Source organism: Alistipes timonensis JC136, assembly GCF_900107675.1.
GTDB classification, from domain to species: Bacteria; Bacteroidota; Bacteroidia; order Bacteroidales; family Rikenellaceae; genus Alistipes; species Alistipes timonensis.
Map to the genome: position 1 here is coordinate 597,554 of NZ_FNRI01000001.1, position 25,611 is coordinate 623,164.

Annotated in this window: 13 protein-coding genes and 1 pseudogene; 12 read left to right on the forward strand and 2 right to left on the reverse strand. The window is 60.1% G+C overall.

The genetic code is table 11. From position 1 onward, the window contains the following. Positions 1 to 144: 144 nt before the first annotated feature. Positions 145 to 1,197: an AI-2E family transporter gene (locus tag BLU78_RS02420; RefSeq protein ID WP_020692393.1), complete on the reverse strand. Its 1,053-nt coding sequence runs from the start codon at positions 1,195 to 1,197 to the stop codon at positions 145 to 147. A 389-nt stretch (positions 1,198 to 1,586) separates the two neighbouring features. On the opposite strand from BLU78_RS02420, the gene BLU78_RS02425 reads away from it, so the two are divergent. Beyond that, positions 1,587 to 4,880 (forward strand): TonB-dependent receptor, encoded by a 3,294-nt coding sequence (locus tag BLU78_RS02425; RefSeq protein ID WP_044106186.1) that lies wholly within the window; start codon positions 1,587 to 1,589, stop codon positions 4,878 to 4,880. Between the two features lie 66 nt (positions 4,881 to 4,946). Here BLU78_RS02425 and BLU78_RS02430 read toward each other — a convergent pair whose 3' ends face one another. Beyond that, entirely contained in the window at positions 4,947 to 5,534 is a 588-nt protein-coding gene (locus BLU78_RS02430; protein WP_026020616.1) for an HAD family hydrolase, read from the reverse strand. A 154-nt stretch (positions 5,535 to 5,688) separates the two neighbouring features. Between BLU78_RS02430 and BLU78_RS02435 the strand changes: the two genes are divergently transcribed. The 11 genes and pseudogenes from BLU78_RS02435 to BLU78_RS02485 all read left to right on the forward strand — a co-directional run. Next, positions 5,689 to 6,735 (forward strand): DUF2776 family protein, encoded by a 1,047-nt coding sequence (locus BLU78_RS02435; RefSeq protein ID WP_010260027.1) that lies wholly within the window; start codon positions 5,689 to 5,691, stop codon positions 6,733 to 6,735. A 177-nt stretch (positions 6,736 to 6,912) separates the two neighbouring features. After that, entirely contained in the window at positions 6,913 to 7,470 is a 558-nt protein-coding gene (locus BLU78_RS02440; protein ID WP_010260030.1) for an RNA polymerase sigma-70 factor, read from the forward strand. Between the two features lie 127 nt (positions 7,471 to 7,597). Next, positions 7,598 to 8,590, forward strand: a complete 993-nt coding sequence (locus tag BLU78_RS02445; RefSeq protein ID WP_010260033.1) for a FecR family protein — start codon at positions 7,598 to 7,600, stop codon at positions 8,588 to 8,590. A gap of 230 nt (positions 8,591 to 8,820) precedes the next feature. Next, positions 8,821 to 12,321 carry a TonB-dependent receptor gene (locus BLU78_RS02450; RefSeq protein WP_176791117.1) on the forward strand — a complete coding sequence of 1,167 codons (3,501 nt, stop codon included), beginning with the start codon at positions 8,821 to 8,823 and terminating at the stop codon, positions 12,319 to 12,321. Between the two features lie 19 nt (positions 12,322 to 12,340). Then, the gene (locus BLU78_RS02455; protein ID WP_010260039.1) at positions 12,341 to 14,095 is read left to right on the forward strand and encodes a RagB/SusD family nutrient uptake outer membrane protein; all 1,755 of its coding nucleotides are present in this window, start codon (positions 12,341 to 12,343) and stop codon (positions 14,093 to 14,095) included. 32 nt (positions 14,096 to 14,127) lie between these two features. Further along, positions 14,128 to 17,442 (forward strand): phosphodiester glycosidase family protein, encoded by a 3,315-nt coding sequence (locus BLU78_RS02460; protein ID WP_083355382.1) that lies wholly within the window; start codon positions 14,128 to 14,130, stop codon positions 17,440 to 17,442. 19 nt (positions 17,443 to 17,461) lie between these two features. Further along, positions 17,462 to 19,918, forward strand: a complete 2,457-nt coding sequence (locus BLU78_RS02465; protein ID WP_231290734.1) for a PL29 family lyase N-terminal domain-containing protein — start codon at positions 17,462 to 17,464, stop codon at positions 19,916 to 19,918. Positions 19,919 to 19,936: 18 nt separating this feature from the next. Then, positions 19,937 to 23,659 carry a BACON domain-containing protein gene (locus BLU78_RS02470; RefSeq protein WP_026020617.1) on the forward strand — a complete coding sequence of 1,241 codons (3,723 nt, stop codon included), beginning with the start codon at positions 19,937 to 19,939 and terminating at the stop codon, positions 23,657 to 23,659. 3 nt (positions 23,660 to 23,662) lie between these two features. Beyond that, positions 23,663 to 24,598, forward strand: a complete 936-nt coding sequence (locus BLU78_RS02475) for a glycerophosphodiester phosphodiesterase family protein (RefSeq protein WP_010260051.1) — start codon at positions 23,663 to 23,665, stop codon at positions 24,596 to 24,598. 18 nt (positions 24,599 to 24,616) lie between these two features. Further along, positions 24,617 to 25,408 carry a S1/P1 nuclease gene (locus BLU78_RS02480; RefSeq protein WP_010260054.1) on the forward strand — a complete coding sequence of 264 codons (792 nt, stop codon included), beginning with the start codon at positions 24,617 to 24,619 and terminating at the stop codon, positions 25,406 to 25,408. 21 nt (positions 25,409 to 25,429) lie between these two features. After that, positions 25,430 to 25,611: pseudogene (locus BLU78_RS02485) on the forward strand (MFS transporter); the annotation flags it as partial.

The following is a 25,611-nucleotide window of genomic DNA, read 5'->3' on the forward strand; positions in this document are numbered from 1 at the left end:
TTAAGGGTTCTTTGGCACAAATCTATTGTTATTTCAATAACAAAGGTAATAAACCCTTATGAATATACAACTATTTTCCGGGAAATTTTCAGCGAAATCGACACGTTTGCTTACTTATTGTGACGAAAAGTCCGGAAAACCGCCTCAGTGTTCCGAACCGTCGTCCGGAACGAACAGTTCGCGGTCGGGTTTGCCGTCGAGATACCTGCGTTTGAAAAGGTTGACGCAGAAGACGAACATCGCCAGCATCAGCGGCCCGAAGATGACGCCCATGAACCCGAAAAGCGACAAGCCGATAAAAACCCCGAAGATGGTGATGAGCGGATGCGTGTCGGCCATCTTCTTCTGCATGACCATACGCACGAGGTTGTCTACCTGCGTAATCACCAGCCCGCCGTACATCGCCAACCCGATCCCCTGCCCCCAGTCACCGTCGAGCCCCATATAAACGGCGAGCGGCAGCCACACGAGAGCAGTGCCTACGATCGGAAGGATTGTCGAAAAACAGGTCAGCACACCCCAGAACAACGGTGCGGAGACCCCGAAAACCAGGTAGCCGACATAGGCTACGATGCCCTGAGAGACGGCCAGCAACGGAATGACGATGGCGTTCGAACGGACGATCATGTGGATTTCGCGCATCACGTTGCGCGCCATGCGGCGGTTGAAAGGCAGGAGCTCCCGGCAGTAGGTCTCCATGCGCAGGCCGCCGATGAGCATGAAATAGAGCACGAACAACAGCACGACGATATTGACGCCGAAGTCGAAAAGGCCGCCGACGATCCACTGCCCCATCCGGGGAATGAAGGCCATAAGCGACTGGACGTTGCTCTTCTGGAGCATGTCGTAGCCCGTCTTTTCGCGGATCAGCCCGGCAACGTGTTTCACGGGCGTCAGAATCGAGTCGGGATCGAGCGCGGCGCCCTGGATTTTGTCGACGACCATCCAGACAATCAAACTGATCGGGATCAGGAAGAACAGCACGGCCTCGCCCAGCAGCAGCGAGGCGGCGAGGCTCCGTCTCCACCGCCGCCGCTCGCACAGGAACCACATCTGCCGACGCAGCAGCACGTAGATCGTGACGGCTCCCAGCAGACCTCCCAGAAAGGGCGTCAGCTCGACGAAGATCGTCACGCCCAGCCCCACGATCAGGACGAAAAGCGAGTAATGCCAATATTTCTCACGGGTCGAAAGCATACCCCGCCCCAGCGCAAGTAACGTGCCGCAGGCTTCCGAAGCCGATTCTGCAAATTGTTGAAATATTGCAAAATAAAAACGCATGTTCTGTTGCGGCTCAAAAATATTTGATTTATATTTGCGTCGTGGAAATTATGGTTGGCATTGTCCATATATCGGCTCATCGTAAATCCGGGTACCATCGGAACATGGTTCCCTTTTGGCGAAAGCGGAGGTATATGCAAGAATAGAAATACGAGGGATATTCCTGTGAAAGGGAATGTCCCTCATGCTTTTACAATATAGTTAAATTCCGGGTCCCGCAATGGAAACGAGCGAAACAGAATTACCTTTGCGATGAACAAAAAATGCATATTTTAACCCAATTTTTCAATTAAATTTCTAAGTGTATGAAGAAACTTTTTCTACTCATGCTCACGATTTTCGCCTATTGCGCAGTGAATGCGCAGGTGACGACGTCGGGAATGAACGGTACGGTAGTCGACCAGAACGGACAGCCGCTCGTCGGCGCCACGGTCATTGCCGTCCACACCCCTTCGGGTACGCAGTACGGTGCCGTGACCGACAAGAACGGTAACTACAACCTGCAAGGCCTGCGCACGGGCGGTCCGTATTCGGTGACCTTCTCGTTCGTAGGCTACCAGTCGGTCGAGTTCCCGGGACTGATGCTGTCGCTGGGCCAGACCCTCAAACGCGACGCGTTCTTAAAGGACAGCCAGGAGCTCGAGGCCGTGGTCATCAAAGCCGACGGCCGGAACAGCTCGATGAATGTCAACCGTGCGGGTGCCATCACCAGCATCTCCAACGAGCAGATCGAGCTGATGCCTACGGTGAACCGCAGCATGAACGACATCATGAAACTCACGCCGCAGGCTTCGTCTACCACGTCGGGTCTGGCTATCGGCGGCGGTAACTACCGTCAGTCGTATGTGACGGTCGACGGTGCCGCGTTCAACAACATGTTCGGTATCGGCGGCAACCTTCCCGCAGGCGGCTCGCCCATCTCGCTCGACGCTCTGGAACAGGTTTCGGTATCGGTAACCCCCTTCGACGTACGCCAGAGCGGCTTCACGGGCGGTGCCATCAACGCCGTCACCAAGTCGGGTACCAACGACCTGAAAGTATCGGCATACCTCTATTCCAAGAGCGACCAGCTCCAGGGCGACAAGTACGACGGAGGCAAACTGTCGCTGAGCGAAATGCGTGACAACACGCTCGGATTCAGCATCGGCGCCCCGATCATCAAAAACAAGCTCTTCGTCTTCGCCAACTTCGAGCGCGAATGGAACACCACCCCGGGCACGTCGCGTCTGGCGCGCACCAGCGACAGCCAGGATTTCGGCGGCAACACACAGTACAACCGTCCGACAACCACAAAACTCGACGAGATGAGCAAGTTCCTGATCGACACCTACGGCTATAACCCCGGTGCTTATCAGGACTATTCGGTAAAGACGCCCGGCTACAAGCTTATGGCCCGTGTGGACTGGAACATCAACCGCAACCACGCGCTCAACGTACGCTTCAGCCGAACCCAAAACAAATATTCGGCGGCCCCGTCGTCGTCGATCTCACCGTTCGAAGCCGGAAAAGTATACGACAAGGATACCTATGGTCGTCTCTCGAACTACGCCATGTATTTCGAAAACTCGCGCTACTACCAGGAGCAGAACTTCACGTCGGTAGCCGCCGAACTGAACTCGCGTTTCCTCGACAGCCGTCTGACCAACACGCTGCGTTACACCTACTCGCATCAGTATGAGCCGCGCAGTTATGACGGCGGCATCTTCCCGACGGTGGACATTCTGGAACCCGCTCTCATCTCCGACAACAAGAGCGTCAGCGCCTTGTACGCTTCGTTCGGTCTCGATCCCTTCACCGAAGGTAACCTGCGTGAAGTATCGACGCATATCGTGACCGATGAGATCGGCTACACGATCGGTAAAAACCGACTGGTGGCAGGTCTGCAGTTCGAGCACAATTTCACAACCAATGGATACCAGCAGGGCGGCGCAGGTTATTATGTTTACGAAAGTTGGGACGATTTCAAAAACAACAAAAAACCGCTGGCGTTCCGTATTGCCCACGGCAACAACGACGGGCTGGAGCAAGCATATCCTTCGTTCACCCACATGCAGTACTCGATTTACCTGCAGGATGAGATCAGTTTCAGTGACCGTTTCAAGGCAACCGTCGGTGTGCGTTTCGAAGTTCCGGTCTATCCGTCGATCGCAGACAACGAGAACAAGGAGTTCACGGAGAAGTTCGCCGACTACGGCGGCTACAAGACCTCTGACATGCCCAAGGCACGTCTGTCGGTAGCTCCCCGCGTGGGTTTCAACTGGGACATGACCGGCGAGCGCAAGTATATCCTCCGCGGTGGTACGGGAATTTTCACCGGCCGCCTGCCGTTCGTATGGCTCGTATCGGTTGCCGGAAATAGTAACTGCATCCAAAACGGTCTGACGCTTTACAAAAGCGATGTCGGTGAAAACGGGATGCCTTCGTTCCACACCAACGTCAGCGACATGCTGAAAGACGTATATGGCGGAGCCTATCAGAAGCAAGACCTGCCGGCCAACGCATCGCCGACCATCCTGGACAAAAAACTCAAGATGCCTTCGACTTGGAAGAGTTCGCTGGCGCTGGACCTGAAACTGCCGGGCGATGTCAACCTCAATATCGAGGGTATCTACAACAAGGATATAAATTCCGTGACCGTGAAAAAACTCGGCATGGTCGAGAAAGAGGGCGGCATCCAGCTTCCGGGCGAACCTGAGGCACGTACGTATTGGGTAAGCCAAGGTATCAAGAACAGCGAGCCGAAGCCCAAAGATATCAACCCCTATTTGATCACCAACACAGACGATGTAGACGGTTACTATGCTTCGATCTCGGCACAGGTGTCGAAAACCTGGGGCTTCGGTCTTTCGGTGATGGCTGCCTACACCTATTCGAGCGCCAAGAACGTGATCGACGGTATCGGCGACCAGGTAACCTCGGCATTCAGCACCAACACGTTCAACAAGAATGGTTCGAACGTGCCCGAAACCGGTTTTGCATCCTACGTATCGCCCCATCGTATCCTCCTCAATGTAGGTTACCGCCTTGCCAACAAAAACGGCGCCTCGAATTTCGGTCTCTACTACGAGGCAAGTCAACTCGGTTACATCGGCAACTACTCCTACTCACGCTACTCTTACACGATGTATGTGCAGAGCGGCAACTACCAGAATGCCGTAACGAACGATCGCGGCGCTGTGAATCTGCTCTACATCCCGACCCGCTCGGAACTCGACGGCATGCCGTTTACGTCAGACGAGAACAAAGAGGCGTTCTGGAACTTTATCCAGAAGGACAGCTATCTTTCCGACCACGTCGGTGAATACTCCAAGCGTGGAGGGGCTGTGATGCCGTGGTATCACACGCTGAATTTCCGCTTCTCGCAGGATTTCTATGTCAACGTCAAAGGCAAGCGCAACACGATCTCCCTCGGCCTCGATGTCACCAACCTGGCCAATATGCTCAACCGCAACTGGGGTAACATCAAGCGCATGAACACCAGTTCGATCCTGGCATGGGACGGCACCAATTACACATTCACCGCACCCAAATGGTCGAAATACGCCAGCACGGTATCGACCTGGTCGGCGATGTTCAGCATCCGCTACACCTTCAACTAATCCTTCGGGATCGTATAATATAAGGAGGGCAGGTTTTCACCTGCCCTCCTTTATTTATAGATTAAATTACAGCAACCGGCTCCGCAGGGCGTCGCACGCGGCCTCGGGATCGCGGTGATCGAAAACGAAACCGTGGATGCCGAGAGCGGCAGCGGCCTCGATATTGGCTTCGCGGTCGTCGATGAACAGCGTTTCCGATGGCGTCAGGCCATAGCGTTCGAGCAGGATTTCGTAGATGCGCGGTTCGGGCTTCACGGTGTGCTCCTCGCATGAAACGACCTCACCGTCGAAAAGCCCGTAGACGGGGAAACGGCGCAGGAAGTCAATGAACTCGCGCGACATGTTCGAAAGCACATAGAGCTTATACCCCGCCGCTTTCAGGTCGCCGATGAGCCGTTCGGTGGGTTTCACGGGTTCCTGCAGGTCGATGGCCAACTGGAGGATGGCGGAGCAGGCCTCCACGGACCGTCCGGTCATTTCGCTGACGGTGACGGTCACCTCGTCCAGCGTCGAGGTGCCGCGGTCGTACTCCTCCCAGAAGAACGGCATCCGCGGGGCGCGGAGGAAGCTGAAAAATTCGATCAGTTCGGGAGTACACTTGCTTTTATCGCGGGCGAACAGCACGCCGCCCAGGTCGAAAACGATGTTTTTCATGCCGTAAAGATACGAAAAAACCGGATGAGCGCAAAAACCGATCAAAACGCTTCGGTAAAACGTTCCGGCCAAGAAAAATGTCGTTGCGACGCCGAAAACAATTAAAATCCCGGTTGGTGCGGGATTTGCAGGGGCTCCGGAAAACCTTATCGCTATGAATCACGGTATAAGCATTCTTTTCCGGGCCATCCCGCTCGCAATGGCCGCCTTCTGTTTCGCATACGGAGCCTATATCTTCTCGGCCGGGACCGATACGGCGCGTCTCACGGCAGGTCCCGTGGTTTTCTACCTCGGGGCGATCTGCATCGCGCTCTACTGCACCGCGGCGACGATCATCCGGCAGATCATCGGCACCTACACCGCCGCCGCGAAGTACCTCTTCCCGGCAATCGGCTATACATTCGCCGTGCTGACGCTCGTCAGCGGCGCCTTCATCATCTCGTCGCAGTGGACCGGGGCGCTGGTCACCGGACACGTCGTCTGCGGACTGGGACTCATCACGACCTGCGTGGCCACGGCGGCCACCTCGTCGACCCGTTTCAGCCTGATCCCTAAAAACTCCGCCGACGACACCTTTTCGATAAACCCTGCGGGATTCACCCGGGCACAGTCGTCGCTGCTGATCTTCATCGTCTCGGCCGTCGCCGTCGTCGCCTGGATCTGGTGCATCCTGCTCTACGTGTTCGGAACGCTCCCGGCACACATCGTCGCAGGCAGCGTGATGTTCGGCATCGCCTGCGTCTGCACGTCGCTCATCGCGCTGGTCGCCAGCATCGCCCGGCAGGCCCGCGGCAGCTATACGATGACCGAAAAGCGCAAATGGATGAGTCTCGTGCTGACGATGGGCGCGCTGGCCTTCGTGCTGGGACTGATCCTGATCTTCGTCTTCTGGGGTGAGACGATCAATTTCGTGGGATTCGTGCTGATCGGACTGGCGCTGATCTGCTGGAGCATTTCGAGCAAGGTGATCCTGCTGGCAAAGATCTGGCATGCCGATTTCCCGCTGGCCAACCGCATCCCGATCATCCCCGTACTGACGGCCCTGACGTGTCTTTTCCTCGCGGCGTTCCTCTACGAAGGGGCTTTCTTCCACGCTAAATTTTTCGTCCCGGCGCGCGTACTGTCGGGCTTCGGAGCCATCTGCTTCACGCTCTACTCCATCGTCTCGATCCTCGAGAGCGGAGCCGGCAAAAAAGCATAGCCCGACATAATAACATAACGGCCAAGAAGTTAAAGCCTAACAGCCGGCATCTTTTCACGATGCCGGCTGCTTTTTTACGATTTTGTCACAGGAAAGTATTCCGTCTTTGTGAAAAACTTTCTTATCTTTGAACCGCAGGCCGGCGCACGGCACGCTCGCAAACCCGAACAAACGCCCATGAAATTCACTTTCGGCAGACAGCAAAACGACAGCGAATTGATCTCCGCGATCATTCGGGGCGATGTCGGCGCCTATGAACAGCTCTTCGTGCGCTACTACCCCACGCTCCTGCATTTCATTCGCGGCATGCTCAAAGACGACCACATGTCCGAGGACATCGCCCAGAATATCTTTATGAAGCTCTGGATACACCGCGAAAAGCTCGACAGCACGCAGTCGGTCAAAAACTACCTGTTCGTACTGGCCAAGCACGAAATATACAACATTTTCAAAGCCAAGCGCACCACCATGCTCTCGCTGCTGCCCCAGCTCAGCGACCGCGACGTAGCGGACCGCGGGGCCTCGGCCGAAGAGCAGTACAATTACATGGAACTGAACGCGCTGCTGATGCAGGGCATCTCGAAAATGCCGCCCCAGCGGCAGCTGATTTTCCGCATGAGCCGTTACGAGCACCTCTCCAACCGCGAGATCGCCGAACGGCTGGGGCTCTCGGTACGCACCGTCGACAAGCACATCGAACTGGCGCTGAAAGACCTCCACAGCACCCTCTGTTGATTTTTCCGTTTTTTTTCGATTTTTTTGCAGTTCCGGTTACGCAATCGGGACCGTTCGGTTGTTCTTTATACAGCAGGATGACCGGAGGAAGGCTCCGCATCCGGCGGCGAACAGAGAAAAAGGACCTATGACCAAGTTAAACGAATATTTCGACAATGAACTCTCCGCGCAGGAGCAGCTCGAAGTCCAGATGTGGCTCGCCGAACACGGGGATAACCCGGATTCGGAGGCACAATTGGCCGAGCTTTTCGACAGCCTGCACGTTGACGACGACGCAGCGGCCCGTGCGGCTTTCGGACACGTCGCCCACCGGCTCGGGATCGCCGGAGGACAGCAGTCCGCACCCTCGCGCCGTGCGCATATCGTCACCTGGAGCCAGCGTATCGCCGCTGTGCTCGTCGTTCCGCTCCTGTGCGCCGTCTGGCTTCTCTACGCCGACCGCAAGCCGGAGGTGGAATGGCTCGAGCAACAGATTCCGTACGGTGAAACTGCCTCCCTGACACTCCCCGACGGCACGCAGCTACACCTGAACTCCGGCAGCCGCATCACCTATCCGTCGGCTTTCACGGGCAAAGAGCGCCGCATCTTCGTCGAGGGCGAACTGTTCGCCGACGTGGCGAAAAATCCCCGCCAACCTTTCGTCATCCAGTCGGGCGAAGTCGGCATCCGCGTTCTGGGAACCCGGTTCAACTTCAAATCCTACGCGAATACCGACTGTATCGAGGTGCTGCTGGTCGAAGGCTCCGTCCGGTTCGACATCAACACGCAAACGCGCAAACAACAGTTGATGATGAAGCCCGGCGACATGGTGCAGTACGACCGCGCCACGGGTGACATCGACTTCACGACGTTCCAGCCCGAACATTTCAAATCCTTCGCCGACGACCGGGCCATCCATTTCTTCAACCTGCGCATGCGCGACATCGCCTCGGACCTCGAACGGCTGTTCGGCACGCACATCGTCATCCTCGACGAAGCGCTCGCCCAGGCCCGCTATTTCGCCTATTTCACCAACAACGAAAATCTGGACCAGATACTTTCAGCCATCAATTCCGATCACAAAATGCAAATCCTGCGCCGCGACGGAGTCATCTACCTCTCGTCGAACCGATCCCGTTGAATTTCTTTCCCCGAAAACAAACCTGACACATAAACCCGAAATGCCTATGAGAGACTGACCGACCCTCCCACCGCTTTCCTTTTTCTGTTCCTTTTCTGTGACCCGCCCGGATGCCACTGACCCCGGCATGCCCGCCTTTAACTCGAACCTAAAATAAACCTATCATGGGAAACGACTACAATCGTCGGGGAACTCGCTTTGCGAGACTCCTCTACCTGGTTATTCTCTGTATGTTACTCAGCCCTGCCGCGGTGTTCGCCCAGGCGAAGAGAATCAACCTCGAATTGAAGAACGTAACCGTTCAGGAGGCCATAGCCACGCTGAACCGTACGGAAAATTACTCCATCATCGTCAGTTCGGACGAGGTGGACCTCACCAAACGCATCTCCGTTTCGGCCAAAAACGCCACCATCCGCGAAGTCCTCGACCAGGTATTCGCCGGGCAGGAGGTGACCTGCACCATCGACGGACACCGCATCTCCGTCACCAAAAAACAACCCGCGGCAGCGTCCAAACCGACTGCCGCACCGAACTCCGTGCACGGACGGGTGACCGATGTCAAAGGACAGCCGATCATCGCCGCCACGGTGGCCGTCGAGGGCACCCAGAAAGGTACGCTGACGGGTGTGGACGGCGATTTCGAACTGACGGACATAAAGTTCCCCGCCAGGCTCAACGTATCCTACCTGGGTTATATCTCCCAGATCGTAGAGGTTAAGGGGGGGGGAAATTCACCGCTTGAGATCGTCCTGAAAGAGTCGGACAACCTGATGGACGAGGTGGTCGTCGTGGGCTACGGCACGCAGCGGCGGGCCAACCTCTCGGGCGCCGTGGCGACCATCAGCGGCAAGGATCTCAACGCCCGTCCGGTGGTCTCGGCCGCCAACGCCCTGCAGGGCGCCGACCCTTCGGTGAACATCACCTTCGGAACGGGTTCTCCCGAATCGTCCTACGCCATCAACATCCGCGGCTCGATCTCGCTCAACAGCGGTTCGCCGCTCGTGCTGGCCGACGGCGTGGAGGTGAGCCTCAGCCAGATCAACCCCAACGACATCGAATCGGTGTCGGTGCTCAAAGACGCCTCGTCGTGCGCCATCTACGGCGCCAAGGCGTCGGCCGGCGTGGTGCTCATCACCACCAAGGCGGGCAAGAAGGGCGACCGTGCGCGCGTCTCCTACAACGGCCGCTTCGGCTGGGCCAGCAACACCACCTCGACCGATTTCATCGACACGGGTTACGACCACGTGCGCATCGTCAACCAGTTCATGAACGACTCGTCGGACGGCACGATGAACATCTTCCGCTACACTGAGGAGAACGGCGGCCTGCAAAAGCTCTACGACCGCCGCAACGACCGCACGGAGCATCCCGACCGTCCGTGGGTCGAGGTGGGCGACGACGGCAAGTACTACTATTACGGCAATTTCGACTGGTACGGCTATTTCTACAACCGCGTGCGTTCGCAGCAGGAGCACAACCTCTCGCTCTCGGGCGGAACCGACAAGGTGACCTACTACGCCAGCGGCCGCTTCTACCAGCAGTACGGCATGTTCAACATCAACAAGGACAAGTACACCGACTACGCCTTCCGCACCAAGGTTTCGGCCCAGATGACCCCGTGGCTGAAATACTCGAACAACATCAGCTTCGACACCTCGGGCTACAAATACGGCGGCCACTCCGACTACGAGGGTACGATCAACGCCCTGCAATCGAACATCTGCGCCGCATTCGTCCCCTACAACCCCGACGGCTCGATCGTGCAGTACGTCAACCAGCTGGGCAAGAACTCCCCGATCGGCGCCGGACGCGGCGGGCAGATGACTGCCGACCGTTCGAAGAACTCGAAGGAGAACCGCTACCTGACGCTCTCGAACCAATTCGACATCACGATCGCCAAGAAACTCGTACTGACGGCGGCCTATGACTACCGCCAGCGCGACCGGCTCTACAAATACCGCAACAACACGTTCGAATACTCGCGTCAGGAGGGTGTCATGGAGACCTTCACCTCGGGATCGGTCGAGAACTCCTACCGCGAAGTGCACTACGGCTACAAGGGCCACAACGTCAACATCTACGGCACCTACGAGAACTCGTGGGGCGGCCACCACTTCAAAGCCACCGCCGGCGGCCAGTACGAGGATTACCGCTCCACGTCGCTCGACGTGAAGCAGACCGACCTGTCGAGCGACAACATCGACTCGTTCACCGTGGCGACGGGTCCCATCACCCTCTCGCAGTCGATCTCGGCCTACCGCACGCTGGGATTCTTCGGCCGCGTGAACTACGACTACGAGGGGCGTTACATCTTCGAGGCGAGCGCCCGCGGCGACGGTTCGTCACGCTTCGAGCCCGACCACCGCTGGGGATTCTTCCCCTCGGCATCGGCCGCATGGCGCATCAGCGAGGAGTCGTTCTTCGAACCCGTGCGGGACGTGATGAACAACCTCAAACTGCGGCTCTCGGTGGGCAGCCTGGGCAACCAGCAGGTCTCCAACTACGCCTACATTGAGCAGATCAGCACCGACAACCAGATGAGCTACACCTTCGACGGACTGGAAAAGGCCTATTACGCCAACGTCTCCGACCCGCTGTCGTCGGGGCTCACGTGGGAGACCGTGACCACCTACGATGTGGGCCTCGACATGGGCCTGCTGAACGGCCGGCTCAATTTCACGGGCGACTACTACATCCGCGACACGAAGGACATGCTCACCACCTCGCTCACCCTGCCCGACGTCTTCGGCGCCAAGACCCCGAAGGCCAACTGCGCCAACCTGCGCACCAAAGGCTGGGAGATCACCCTGAGCTGGCAGGACGAGTTCCAACTGGCCGGCAGCCCCTTCTCCTACAACATATCGGCCTCGGTGGGCGACTACATCACCAAGATCACCAAATACCACAACCCCGACCGGCTAATCTCGGACCACTACGTAGGCAAGACGCTGGGTGAAATCTGGGGTTATCACGTCGAAGGGCTGTTCAAGACCGACCGCGAAGCCGCCGAATACCAGGCCACGATCGACGACAAGGCGGTCAACAACCGCGTATACCAGTGCAAGGGCCCCGCCGGCAACTACCTGCGCGCGGGCGACGTGCGCTTCGCCGATCTCGACGGCGACAACGTCATCTCCGAAGGTTCGGGCACGGTGGACGATCCGGGCGACAAGCGCATCATCGGCAACTCGCTGCCGCGTTACAACTACTCGTTCCGCGTGGGATTCAACTGGATGGGCTTCGACGTGTCGGCCTTCTTCCAGGGCATCGGACGCCGCGACTGGTATCCGGCCGCCGGACAAGCATCCTACGATTTCTGGGGCCCCTACGCGTTCCCGCCCACCTCGTTCATCCACAAGGATTTCTATGCGGACTGCTGGTCGGAGGACAACCGCAACGCCTACTTTCCCCGTCCGCGCGGCTACAACGCCTATGCGGGAGGCTCGCTGGGCGAGAAAAACGACCGCTACCTCCAGAACCTCGCCTACCTGCGCCTGAAAAACCTCACGATCGGTTACACCGTGCCGCAGAAACTCACGCGCAAGATCGGCATCGACCGCGCCCGCGTCTATTTCTCGGGCGAAAACCTCTGCTACTGGTCGCCGCTGAAAAGGCACAACAAGACCATCGACCCCGAGCTGGCCGGATCGGGCAGCACGAACAAAGCCGATTCCGGAACGGGATACGCCTATCCCAAGACCCTCTCGGTAGGCGTCGACATCAGCTTCTAACGCATAAAGAGAACGACAGATGAAAACACTGCACAAAATATTGGCAACCCTGCTGCTGGGCGCCGCCTGCTCGGGCTGCGACCTGACCCTCATACCCGAAGATACGGTCACTCCGCAAACCTACTTCCAGTCGGAAGTGGACCTCCGCCTGTGGACCAATCAGTTCTACACGCTGCTCGACTCCCCCGACAGCGCCTCGGGGCTCAACGCCGACGACATGGTGGACAAGAGCATGGGCGACGTGATCTCGGGAACCCGCATGGCCTCCGACGAGAGCGGCTGGACCTGGACCTCCCTGCGCAAAATCAACTACTACCTGCAAAATTCCCACAACTGCACCGACGAGGCAGCCCGCACCAAATACGACGGCGTGGCCTACTTCTTCCGCGCCTATTTCTACTACGTGAAGGTGCGCCGCTACGGCGACGTGCCCTGGTACGACACGGTGATCGGCTCCGCAGAGGAGGACCTGCTGAAAAAGCCCCGCGAGGACCGCGGCGTCATCATGGACCACGTGATGTCCGATCTCGACGACGCGATCGACATGCTCCCGCGCGACAAGGACGTAGCCCGCGTGACCCGCTGGGCGGCGCTGGCCTTCAAATCGCGCGCCGCACTCTACGAAGGCACGTGGCGTAAGTACCGCGGCCTGCCCGACGCCGACAAATACCTCCAGCAGGCGGCCGACGCCGCAGCGACATTCATCGCCGAGAGCGGGTACTCGCTCTACAAGGAGGGAGCGGAGCCTTACCGCGACCTCTTTTGCAGCGACGACGCCAAACAGAACGAGGTCATCCTCGCCCGTCTCTACAATTTCGAAGGGCTGAACCTTTCCCACAGCGTACAGTTCAACATCCGCAATGCGGCGGCTGGTTTCACCCGCCGTTTCATGAACCACTACCTGATGGCCGACGGCTCGCGTTTCACCGAAAAGACAGGACACGAAACGATGTTCTACACCGAGGAGACCGCAGGCCGCGATCCGCGCATGGCGCAGACCGTACTCTGCCCGGGATACGTCGCCAAGGGCGAAAGTTCGGCCACGCCGAACGACATGACCTCGATGACGGGTTACGAGCCGATCAAATTCGTCTCGACGGCCGCCCACAGCGGCGCCTCGAAAGGCACGGCGGACTGGCCGCTGCTGCGCACGGCGGAGGTCTATCTCAACTATGCCGAAGCCAAGGCCGAGCTGGGTACGCTGACGCAGGACGACCTGACCGTTTCGATCGACAAGATCCGTGAACGCGCCGGCATGGGCGGACTCGACATGGAGGCCGCCAACGCCGATCCCGATCCGTTCCTCCTGGCCTGCTACCCCAATGTCACGAAGAGCGCCAACACGGGCGTGATCCTCGAAATCCGCCGCGAGCGCACCGTGGAGATGGTCATGGAAGGCCTGCGCATGTGGGACATGTTCCGCTGGAAGGAGGGTGCGCAGATGGTCAACGAGACGGCACCCTACTACGGCATCTATTTCCCCGGTCCGGGTCTTTACGACATGGACGGCGACGGCAAAAACGATCTGGAACTCTACGCCGCGCAGCAGACCAGCACCCCGGCCGACGGGCTGACGGTGCTGAAAATCGGTTCGGACATCGTCCTCTCCGAAGCCGCCGACAACCGCGGCTACGTCGTGGCATGGAGCGCCCTGAAATACACCTGGAACGAAGAACGCGACTACCTGTGGCCCATTCCGGCCGACCAGCGCGTACTGACGGGCGGCCTGCTGACCCAGAATCCCGGATGGACCGACAGCACCAATTTCGACTGATGCTTACTGCAACCCGATAAAAACAAACGGCAATGAAACGAACCATGATAACAACGCTTTTGGCATCGGTCCTCCTCTTCGCGGGCGGGTGCAGCGACAACTTCGACGACTCCGCGCTGTGGAAAGGCGTCGACGAGATATACAACCAACTCACCGAACTCGAAAAACAGGCCGACGAACTCAACGGCCAGGTGCGGCTGCTCGCGTCCGTCGTCAACGGCGGGGTCATAACCTCGATCACGCAGGACGCCGAGGGTAACGATGTCGTCCGCTTCAAAGGCGCCGACAACGTCGAACACAGCGTCACCGTCGCCACGAAGGACGACGTGACCACGGCGCCGATCCTCGGCACGAAGGAGGATGGCGGCGTGCTCTACTGGACGACCACCGCCGGAGGCAAAACCGACTTTCTGAAAGACACCGACGGGGCCAAAATACCCGTCGCCGGACGTACGCCCGAAGTGGCCGTCGACAAGGAGGGCTACTGGACCGTCAACGGCCGGCGGCTGACCGACGCGGCGGGCAGCCCGCTGAAAGCCGAAGGCAAGGAGCGATCGCTCATCACGGGCATCTCGCGCGATGCCAACGGCAACGCCGTCTTCACGCTGGGCGACGGCTCGACGGTGTCGGCTCCGGTCTTCGACGCCTTCAACATCGTCCTCAAAGTCGGCGACACCGTACTCGGGGACGAATACGTCGTCGAGGACGCCTCGCAGCCGCTCACGATCGGCTACGAAATCACGGGCGAGAAGGCCGGCGAAACGATCCTCAGAATCATGCGCGCCGAAAAGCTCACGGCCACGGCCGACACCGCCGCCGGAACCATCGCCGTCGCCTTCGGCAATGCGTTCGAGGAGGGCAGCTTCGCCGTGATGCTCTGCGACACGGAGGAGAACGTTCTGATCCGCGTCGTGCGCCTCGCGGCCAAAAGCGCGAAGCCCGAATACTACGGCATCAAAACCGCCGAGGATCTGCGCAAATTCGCCGAGGCCGTCAATTCCGGACGCAGTTACGACCGCTACCGCGACGAGAGCGGCGACGTGGTGCTGCTGGGCGACATCGACATGACGGGCACGACGGAATGGACGCCGATCGGCACGGCTGAAAATCCCTTCACGGGCAAATTCGACGGCAAAGGTTATGCCCTCAAAAACATCGACTGGACGGCCGACGCCGCGAAATCGACGGCACACGGCCTGTTCGGCGTGCTGAACCGGGCCACCGTCCGGAACCTCACGGTCGGCGCTGCGGGCGACAAGCTCACCGTCCGGGGAACTGCCGGAGCCGGTACGGCCGTAGCGGGTGTGGCGGCGTTCGCCACGGAATCGGTGATCGAAAGCGTGACCAACAACGTCTCGATCTCGTTCGAGGCCGAAGACCCCGCCGGAACGCTGGTCATGCTCGCGGGAATCGCCGGGCAGATGACCGGAACGACCATCGGCGGCACCTCCGCCGCGGTGAAGTGCGCCAACAACGGCGACATCACCACGGGTCCCATCGCCAACACCGCCAACGGCGGTACGGGCATGCAGGTCGGAGGCATCTGCGCCTACATCAAATCGGCGGAGAACAACCTCATCGGCTACTGCACCAACAACGGACGGGTGAACGCACCTTCGGGACGCGGCGGCGGACTGGCCGGAACCTTCGAGAAGGGAACCATCGCCAACTCGCTGAACAACGGGCTCGTCGAGGACGATGCCGCCGGGCAGTACGCCGGGCAGAAGGACAAATACGGCATCAAACGCATGGGCGGTCTGGTCGGCGGTTCGACCACGACGGGCTGCGTCATCGAGAACTGCAACAACCTCGGCAACGTCATCACCCATCTGGGATGCCGCACGGGCGGTTTCTCGGGCCACAACCTCGGCACGATCCGCAACTGCAAGAACACCGGAGCCATTATCGGCAACGTGACCGTCGACGGCACCAACCTGCACGGTCCCGGCTGGGCCTGCGGCTACAACCAGAGCGCATCGCTCATCAAAGGCTGCATCGGAAACGGCTTCGTCGGCGACTACGACACCTACAAGGACGCTCCGACGACGGCCCCCGCGGCCATGCACACCACGGCCGTCTGCCACAAGCAGTCGAACTACGACACCGAGGAGAACACCGTGGACTGGTCGCTGCCGGCCTACTACGACTGGGAACTCAAACAGAGCGTCCAGCTTCACCCGGGCGTAAAATACACCTACTACGAATTCACCAACCTGCCGCGCAAGATGCACGTGCTGGAACTCGACCTGACGAACGACGCCGTGGAGATCTCGACCTCGATGGCCGACGACATCGTGCCCAACCCCAACGGTAACAACAACAGCAACAACGGCAAGAACATCCGCGAAACCCTCTCGGAGAACTGCGCCCGCAAGCGTGCCGAAGGACAGGAGATCCTCGCCGGCTTCAACACCGGGTTCTTCAACTCGCACGACGGATTCCCCCGCGGCCTGCACATCGAGGAGGGACGCCCCGACTTCGTCAACAACAAGACCGTGCGCACGTCGCTGACCAACCATGCCAACGCCTTCACCGTCTTCAAAGACCGCACGGCAAGCTGCGGCAAGAAGGTCTTCACGGGCAAGATCGAGGTCGGCGGCGCCGAGTACGAATACTACTCGATCAACGACACGATCCTGCGCCAGGGCAGCGTCTCGCAGGAGGCCAACCTCTACACCGCACGTTACAAGAAGACACCCCACCCCGGAACCCCGTCGCTGACCAACCCGCTGCTCAAAAAAGCGCTCTACGTCGTTGCGAAGAACACCTCGGGGAACCCCATGACGGTCAACGACGGCTGGTTCGAAGCCACCGTGACACGCATCGACGACGGCCGCACGACGCCGCTCGCCGAAGCTCCCTACCTCACGACTCTCGACGAATGGGCCGTGCAGCTCACCGGAGCCACCGCCGAAGCGTTCGCCGCGAAACTCTCCGTGGGTTCGACGCTCCGCATCCGCGCCGACGTGGCGGTGGACGGCGTTACGAAACCCATCGTCACGCAGAACTCGACGATGTACCACCTGCTGGCCGACGGCGTGGACAAGAACCTCTCCTCGTCGGTCTACGACCCGATGACCTATGTGGGTGTGGACCAGGCCGGAACGAAAGTCCACTTCTTCGTCATCGACGGCCGTCAGGACTGGGTTTCGATGGGCGTGAAGTTCTACGAAATGGTCCGCATCGCCCAGAAATTCGGCTGCTGGAACGTAACCCGTTTCGACGGCGGCGGCTCGACGACCCTGTGGCTCTACACCGACGGTGCGGGCAAGGTGGTCAACAAGCCCTCCGACTCGAAAGGCGAACGCAGCTGCATGAACTATATGCATGTGCGGATCAAACAGTAACCCTTAAACCGAGAGAACAATGAGAAAGTTATTGAACATCATACTGCTTACCGCCGGTTTCGTCCTCCTCTGGGGATGCGACGAGTACGACGACGGGGAGCTGCGGAAAAACATCGACGCCATCGAGCAGGAGCTTACGGCGGCCGAAAAGCGCGTCGCGGAACTCAACGACGAGATGAACTCGCTCACGGCGCTCGTCAACAGCAGCTTCATCTCCTACCTCAAACAGGACGACAAAGGCAATTACGTCGTCTGCTACCGCAATCACGGCGGCGAGACGAAGACCGTCACCCTCGCCACGCAGAACGACGTGGTGACCGCCCCGATCGTCGGGGCCGGGGAGTTCTCCGACGGAAAACTCTACTGGCGCACGACCGCGGACAACGGCGAGACCTATGAATGGCTACTGGACACCGCGGGCGAGATGATGCCCGTGGGCGGCGTGCCCCCCACAATGGGCATCGACGCCGAGGGTTTCTGGACGGTCAACGGCGAACGGTTCACAGGCAAGGACGGCAAACCCGTGCTGGCCGACGACGTGAGCAACACGCTGTTCCAAAAGGTCGAGACCGACGAGGAGAGCGGCAGGGTCCGCTTCACGCTCGCCGACGGCAGTTCGTTCGAAATTCCGGTTTTCGAGGCCCTGAGCATTACGTTCGACGCCGCCCCCGTGACGGCCATCCCCGACCGTTCGGCTCCGGCTTACATCAAATACACCGTGTCGGGCACCGAAGCCGAAGAGGCGTATGTGGACTACTTCACGGCCTGGAACGTGACGGTCGAAATCGACAAGTACACCCGCACGATCTCGGTGAAACTGGACGAGGGAGCCGAAGAGGGCAACACGGTTATCCTGGTTTCGGCAGGGGGCAACACCGTGCTCAAACCCCTCTTCTTCACCTACGGAACGGCCCAGATCGCACCCCCGACGTGGGACCCGCAGTTCGGAACCGGAACCGAGGTGGCGCTCGAAGGCGAATTCACGGAGTTCGACATCAAAGTGTCGGCCGACATCGCATACGACGTAACGATCGCCGAGGAGTGCCGGTCGTGGCTCAAACCCGCCCCTGCGACGCGCGCACCGATGGTCACCACGACCCACTCGTTCGTGGCCGACTACTATGAGAACGACAGCGGCGCCGATCGCAAGGGTTCGATCACCTTCTCGAACCGTCCCTACGGCGTAACCGTAACGCTCGGCGTGCGCCAGTCGCCCGTCATTCCCGACACTCCGACCGACCCGGGCATCGCAACGGGCGCCGACCTGGTGGCATTCGCCAAAGCGGTCAACGCGGGCGGCAGCACGAGCCGCTGGGAGAACGCCTCGGGCGAAGTGGTGCTGCTCAACGACATCGACCTGTCGGGACTTCCCGAATGGACTCCGATCGGAGCGGGCAAAGCCACGGGAACGCCCTCGTACAATACGCTGGTCAACCCGTTCACGGGCGTATTCAACGGCCAGGGCTTCACGATCAGCGGCATTCAGTGGACCTTCGACGCCGAAAGCGAGGCGACCCACCTCCACGGTCTGTTCGGTGCGCTGAAGGGCGCCACGGTCAAGAACCTCAAGCTGGGCGCCGCGGGCGACCAAATCACCGTCACGGGCGCCAGTCCGAACGTCGTGGCCGTCGGCGCGCTGACAGGATATGCCGAAGGTTCGACGATCACCAACGTCACCAACTACGTCTCGGTGATCCTCACGGGCGACAACCCCGACGCGACGCTGATGATGCTCGCCGGCATTGCCGGATGCGCCAAATCCACGGTCATCGGCGGCGAAACGAAGGCCGACGCCGTCATCAACAACGGCGACGTGAAGACCGGCCGCATCACCAACACGGCCAACGGCGGTACGGGCATGAACGTCGGCGGAATCTGCGCCTTCACGCTCGGCGGAGGCATCAAGATCAACTACTGCACCAACAACGGCGAAGTGAGCGCCCCGACGGGACGCGGCGGCGGACTGGTCGGCACGCTGGGCGGCCCGACGAGCGAAGAGAGCGGCACGGCGGTCAGCAACTCGGTCAACAACGGCACGGTGCAGGACGACGCCGTGGGCCAGTACGGCGGCAGCAAGGACTACTACAACTACAAGCGCATGGGCGGTCTGGTGGGCGGAACGGTGACGAACAACAACCTCCGCATCGAGTACTGCACCAACAACGGCAACGTTTTCTCGCAACTGGGATGCCGCACGGGCGGTTTCGTGGGCCACAACCAGGCCACGATCGTCGGCTGCGTGAACAAGGGCACGATCCTGGCCAACATCACCTACGACGCCGGAGCGCCGCAGCACGGTCCCGGATGGGCCTGCGGTTACAGCGCCAAAGGGCTCGTGACGCAGTGCGCCAAGGGCGGCCGTGTCGGCGAATGGGATGCACACAAGGAAAATCCGAGCGGCGCTCCCGAAGCCACGAACGACAACGCCCTGTGTTACCGCAACAGCGAATACTTCGATCCGTCGCAGAACTACTAACGCTTAATCCAGACATTCATGAAACGATTCCTATATTTCTTGCTTCTGACGGCGGCAACCCTCGCCGCCGGATGCGGCGACTACGACGATTCGGAACTCGGCGGCCGCCTCGACGGCATCAGGGAGCGCATCGCAAAGCTCCAGAGCCGCATCACGTCGCTCAACGACCAGCTCGCCGACCTGAGCGAGCTGACCTCTGGCAACGTCATCACCGCAATGACGCAGGACTCCGAAGGCAACTACGTCATTACCTACAAGGACAACAAGAACGAGGAGAAGAGCGTCGTGCTGGCCACCGTCGACCAGATGCTCAACGTTCCGCTGCTGGGCGTGGAGCCCGATCCGGACAGCGGCCTCTACTACTGGACGGTGACGGCCGACGGCCAGACCGCCCCGCTGCTGGACAAATCCGGCGAACGGGTTCCCGTGAGCGGCCACACCCCCGTGGTGTCGGTCGACGAACAGGGCTGCTGGACCGTCAACGGCGAGCGGCTGAACGACGCCGCAGGGCGTCCGATCGAGGCCAACGACGGCGAAAGCTGTCTGTTCCAGGGCATCGCCCGCGACGCCAACGGCAACCTGTCGCTGACGCTCGGCAACGGGGAGGTCGTCACGCTGCCCATTCAGCAGGTGCTCAACCTCACGCTCTCGACGGCGATCAATACCACGGTGGTCGATGCGTCCGCCCCGATGACGGTCAAATACACGCTGCACGGCGAACATGCCGCCGACGCGCTGGTCGGCATCGCCGCAGCCGAGGGCATCGAAGCCGCGCTCGACAAGGAACAGCAGCAGATCGTCGTCACGTTCCCGGCCGGATTCAGCGCGGGACACCTGATCGCAGTGGCCTACGACATGCTGGAACACACGGTGCTGCGCCCGGTCTTCTTCGCAAAGGCTACGAGCGACCGCATCGAGATCCGGACGGCCGCCGAACTGGTGCAGTTCGCCGCCGACGTCAACGCCGGCACGGGCGCACAACAGATGAACGCCGTACTGATGAACGACATCGACCTGAAGGACGTCGCCCGGTGGACGCCTATCGGTGACGCGACCTTCACGCTGGCCAGCAACGTACTCACGATCAGCGAAGAATGCTATCCCTTCACAGGCCGATTCGACGGGCAGGGCCACACGATCAGCAATTTCAGGATGGTGTGCGACAACGCAACCCCCAACCGCGCCTGGGGACTCTTCGGCGCGCTGGGCGCCGGAGCCGTCGTCGAAAACCTCGTCTTCGACGCCTCCTGCTCGCTGGAAGTCACGGCCTCGAAAGCCACCGACTGCGGCATTCTGGCCGGACTGGTCTACGACGCCACCGTACGCAACGTCACCAACGAAGCCCCGATGTCGTTCAACGGCTCGGCAGGCAACGTCCGGATGACGATGGGCATGATCGGACTCGCGTTCGCCAACGAAGGGGCCGAGATCGACCGCCTGACCAACGAGGCCGACCTCACAGCCGAAAGCGGCGGCAACACCAACAACAACGCAAACGGCGTGCAGATCGGCGGCATCTGCGGATTCAGCAGCAACCTCGCCGGCTCTACCAATGCCGTCGCATTCACCGGTTGCGTCAACCGCGGCAACCTCACCACCAAGGCCGCCCGAGCTTCGGGCATCGTCGCGGCAGCCAACCGCTACACCCATCTGACCGACTGCACCAACTACGGCAACAATTTCAACGAGTTCGCCACCGCAGGCGGCGCCCGCATCGGTGCCATCACCTGCATCACAGGACAGGGATGCAGACTCACCGGAGTCGTAAATCACGGCGATGTGATCTGCAAGAACGAAGGGGGCTGCGGCAGCATCGTCTGCCTGGTGAATCATGCCGACAATGAGTTCGTAGAGTGCGAGAACTACGGCCGCGTCATTTCCGACCGCGAGAACAACAAATACAAGGGCAGTTTCTTCGGGCAGTGCAACATGGCCGCCAAGTTCCGCGACTGCATCGCTCAGGGCGACGTGGGAACCTACAATAACGGCAATTACGTTATGGTCGGAATCAATGCCGACAACTACATGGACTACCTCGGGGCCCATAACACCGCGGCAGTCAACGTCACGCGGGAGAACATCCTCTACTACCCCGCCGGGTCGACCACTCCCGCCGAAGCGACTTTCAGCGTCGCTCCCGGATCGGTCGAACTGAACGCCCTGGGAACCAACGCCGCCGTCGTAAGCCTCTCGGCCGCCGACTACGACTGGACCGTAAGCACGGGCGGCAGCGAATGGGTGAAGATCACCGACCTGAACGACATGCCGCTCACAGCGGGCACGAAAAGCCCTTACGTCCAGCAAATCCGCATCACGGCCGACATGAACCCCCAAACCGAGCCGCGTCCCGCGACGGTCACCTTCACCTCCACGGACCAGACGCAGACGGCGACCGTTTCGGTCATGCAGGAAGCGGCGGGCCCGGCGTTCCCCAGCCAGTGGATCTTCTCGGCCTCGACCGTCGGACAGTACAACTCCTCGTGGAGCGCTTCGAACATGCTTCCGTCGACCTCGGGCAGCTCGGGTTACATCTCCGTCGTGCGCGGCGACGCCAATGCCGGACGGGAGTTCACCCGCACGGTCAGCTCCTACAAACCCTCCGTTTCGACGATGGTCGAGGGAGACTACTGGCTCTATACGCTGCCCGTAAAGCGGCTCGAAGCCGGCACGGCCGTGGAGTTCGACGCCACGATGGCCGGCGAAGCCAATTCGCCCAAATACTTCATCGTGGAGTATCTCGACGGAGGTGTCTGGAAGAGCGTCGAAGAGGACCTGCTCACCGCACCCGAGGACCCCTCGATCCGTTATTCCTACAAGTGCTCGGGCGTGGCCACAGGAACCAACTATCAGCACGCCAGCGTCATGCAGACCATCCGCTTCACCGACCCCGTCGAGGGTGCGGTGCAGATCCGCTGCCGCGCCGTAGGACGTTACACCTGCGCGGGAGGCACGCAGAACATCTCGGCGAGCAGTTCGGCGAGCCTGCTGCCGCCCTATGGGTTCTCAGGCTCCTATGTCCAGAACCTCGGCACGGCGGTCCCGGGCGACACGAAAAAGGTGCTCTGCCTCGGCAACTCGTTCTCCTATTACAGCAACCCGGCGTGGATGCTCAAAGAGATCGCCTGGAACGAAGGCCACTATCTCAATATTAAGGGTCATTTCAAAGGCTCGCAGAATTTCGGGCAACACCTGGGGCTGTCGTTCTCGACCGACGCCATCGACATCGGAGGCTACGACTACGCCTTCATCCAGGACCAGAGCCAAAATCCCGCGACCTACGGACGCGACGGCACGGCCTCGATCGCGGCCAACTGCACGGCGCTGGCGGACAAAATCCGGGCGAAATCGGCCTCCTGCAAAGTCATCCTCGAACAAACCTGGACCTTCTCAGCCGGCACTTACGGCGGATTCACCGACTTCGCAACCTTCGAAAGCTACAACGCCGCGGGCGCACGCGCCATGGCCGAAGCCGCCGGAACGTGGGTATCACCGATCGGCGTGGCGTTCCGTATCGTGCGCGAAGGCTCTTCGGGCATCAACCTCTACCACACCGACAACAAACACCAGTCGGTCTACGGCGCCTACCTGAAAGCCTGCGTCAACTACCTCGTGCTCTACGGGGAGGCGTTCGGCAGCTCGCCCGCCGACTGCGGCATCGAGGCCCCGAAAGCCGCCTACCTGCGCAGCGTCGCCGAACAGGTCGTACTGGGACATGAAAACGAATACCTAATCCAACGATAACCGATGATACGAACAATCAACAAACTGCTGATCCTCGCAGCGGCGGCTCTCTCGGGAGCCGCCTGCGGGGAGCAGGCCGGCGCGCCGGCTGCTGCGGACCGTGCTGCCGCCATCGTCGCCGAGATTCACAACCCCGCATCGAAAAAGGTGCTGGTCGCCTCGCACCGCGGCGACTGGCGCAACTACCCCGAAAACTCGATCCCGGCCATCGAATCGGTGATCCGCATGGGGGTCGACATCATGGAGCTGGACCTCAAACTGACCAAAGACAGCGTGCTGGTGCTCTGCCACGACCACACCATCGACCGCACCACCAACGGCAAAGGCCGCGTCCGCGACATCACTTACGACTCGATACGCCGCTGCAAGTTGCGCCGGGCCCACAACGTCATCACCGACAGCCTGCGGATGCCGACGCTGCGCGAAGCGCTGGAAGCCTGCAAGGACCGCATCGTGGTGAACGTCGACCAGGGTTACGAATACTACGACCTGGTACTGGCCGTCACCGAGGAACTGGGCGTCACGGAACAGATACTCATCAAAGGCAAGCGTGCGCCCGGAGTCGTGGCCGCGAAGTTCGCCGAACACCCCCGCAACATGATGTACATGCCCATCATCGACATCCTCAAACCCCAGGGCAAAGCGCTCTTCGCCGAATACCGCGAGGAAGGCATCGTGCCGCTGGCCTATGAAATCTGCTGGGACCGCCCGGCGCCCGAGGTCGAAACCTGCATGCGGGAGGTTGTCGCCGGCGGCTCGAAGCTGTGGGTCAACTCGCTCTGGGCGTCGCTCTGCGGCGGACTGGACGACGACAGGGCTTTCGAAGGCAACCCCGCCGCCGTCTACGGAAAACTCGTCGACATGGGCGCCACCATGATCCAGACCGACCGTCCCGAACTGCTGATCTCCTACCTCCGTGCGCGCGGACTGCACGATTAACCCCAAACAAATACCGACATGAAAAAATTACTGCTGCTGTTGCTGTGCGCCGGATTCCTCCACACCGGGCCCGTCTTCGGGTGGGGGCGCGAGGGGCATGAAACCATCGCCAAGATCGCCGAGCGCAACCTGACGAAGAAAGCGAAAAAACGCATCGAAAAATACCTCGGGGGACACTCCGTCGTCTATTACGCCAAGTGGATGGACGAATACCGCAAGACCCCCGAATACGCCTTCACCGACGGCTGGCACACGGCGCCCGTCGATGCCGGACTCCGCTATGCCGACGAGCTGCTGAACCCGAAACGGGGCAACGCCGTCTACGGACTGGAACTGGCCGTCGAAAACCTGAAAAACTACCGCAGCCTCACCGATTCGGCCGTAGCCGTCAACCTCAAATACGTCATTCACCTGGTGGGCGACATGCACTGTCCGGCGCACATCAAATACACAACCCACGATATGAAATACGACGTGCTGTTCGAGGACAAATACCACAAGCCGCACAAATTCTACGTCCACAGCGTTTGGGACAACGAGATCATCACCACCACACGCATCTGGTCCGTCAGCGAATGGGCCGATGAACTCGACCGGGTTTCGAAGGCCGAACGGCAGGCCATCGCCGCCGGAACGCCCCGCGACTGGCTGCACGATGCTGCCGTATGCTGCGAGGTGCAGTTCGAATGGGCGAAACCCGACCAGCAGTTGGGGCAGGATTTCCTGAACAAGGCGCTGCCGCTGGTCGAAAGCCAGATCCAAAAGGCCGGATACCGGCTCGCCCGCATATTGAACGATCTTTTCGATTAAACGACGACGAATCCGAACCCCATGAGCCGCCTCACCGATTTCTACCGCATCAGCCCTCCCGCCCCCGGGCGCGAGATGGACGACGACGCCCGCTCGAAGTACTACCGTCGTCTGCGCCTGCAGGCCTTCGTCGCCGCAACGCTCGGATACAGCCTCTACTACGTCTGCCGCACGAGTCTCAACGTCATGAAGAAGCCCATCCT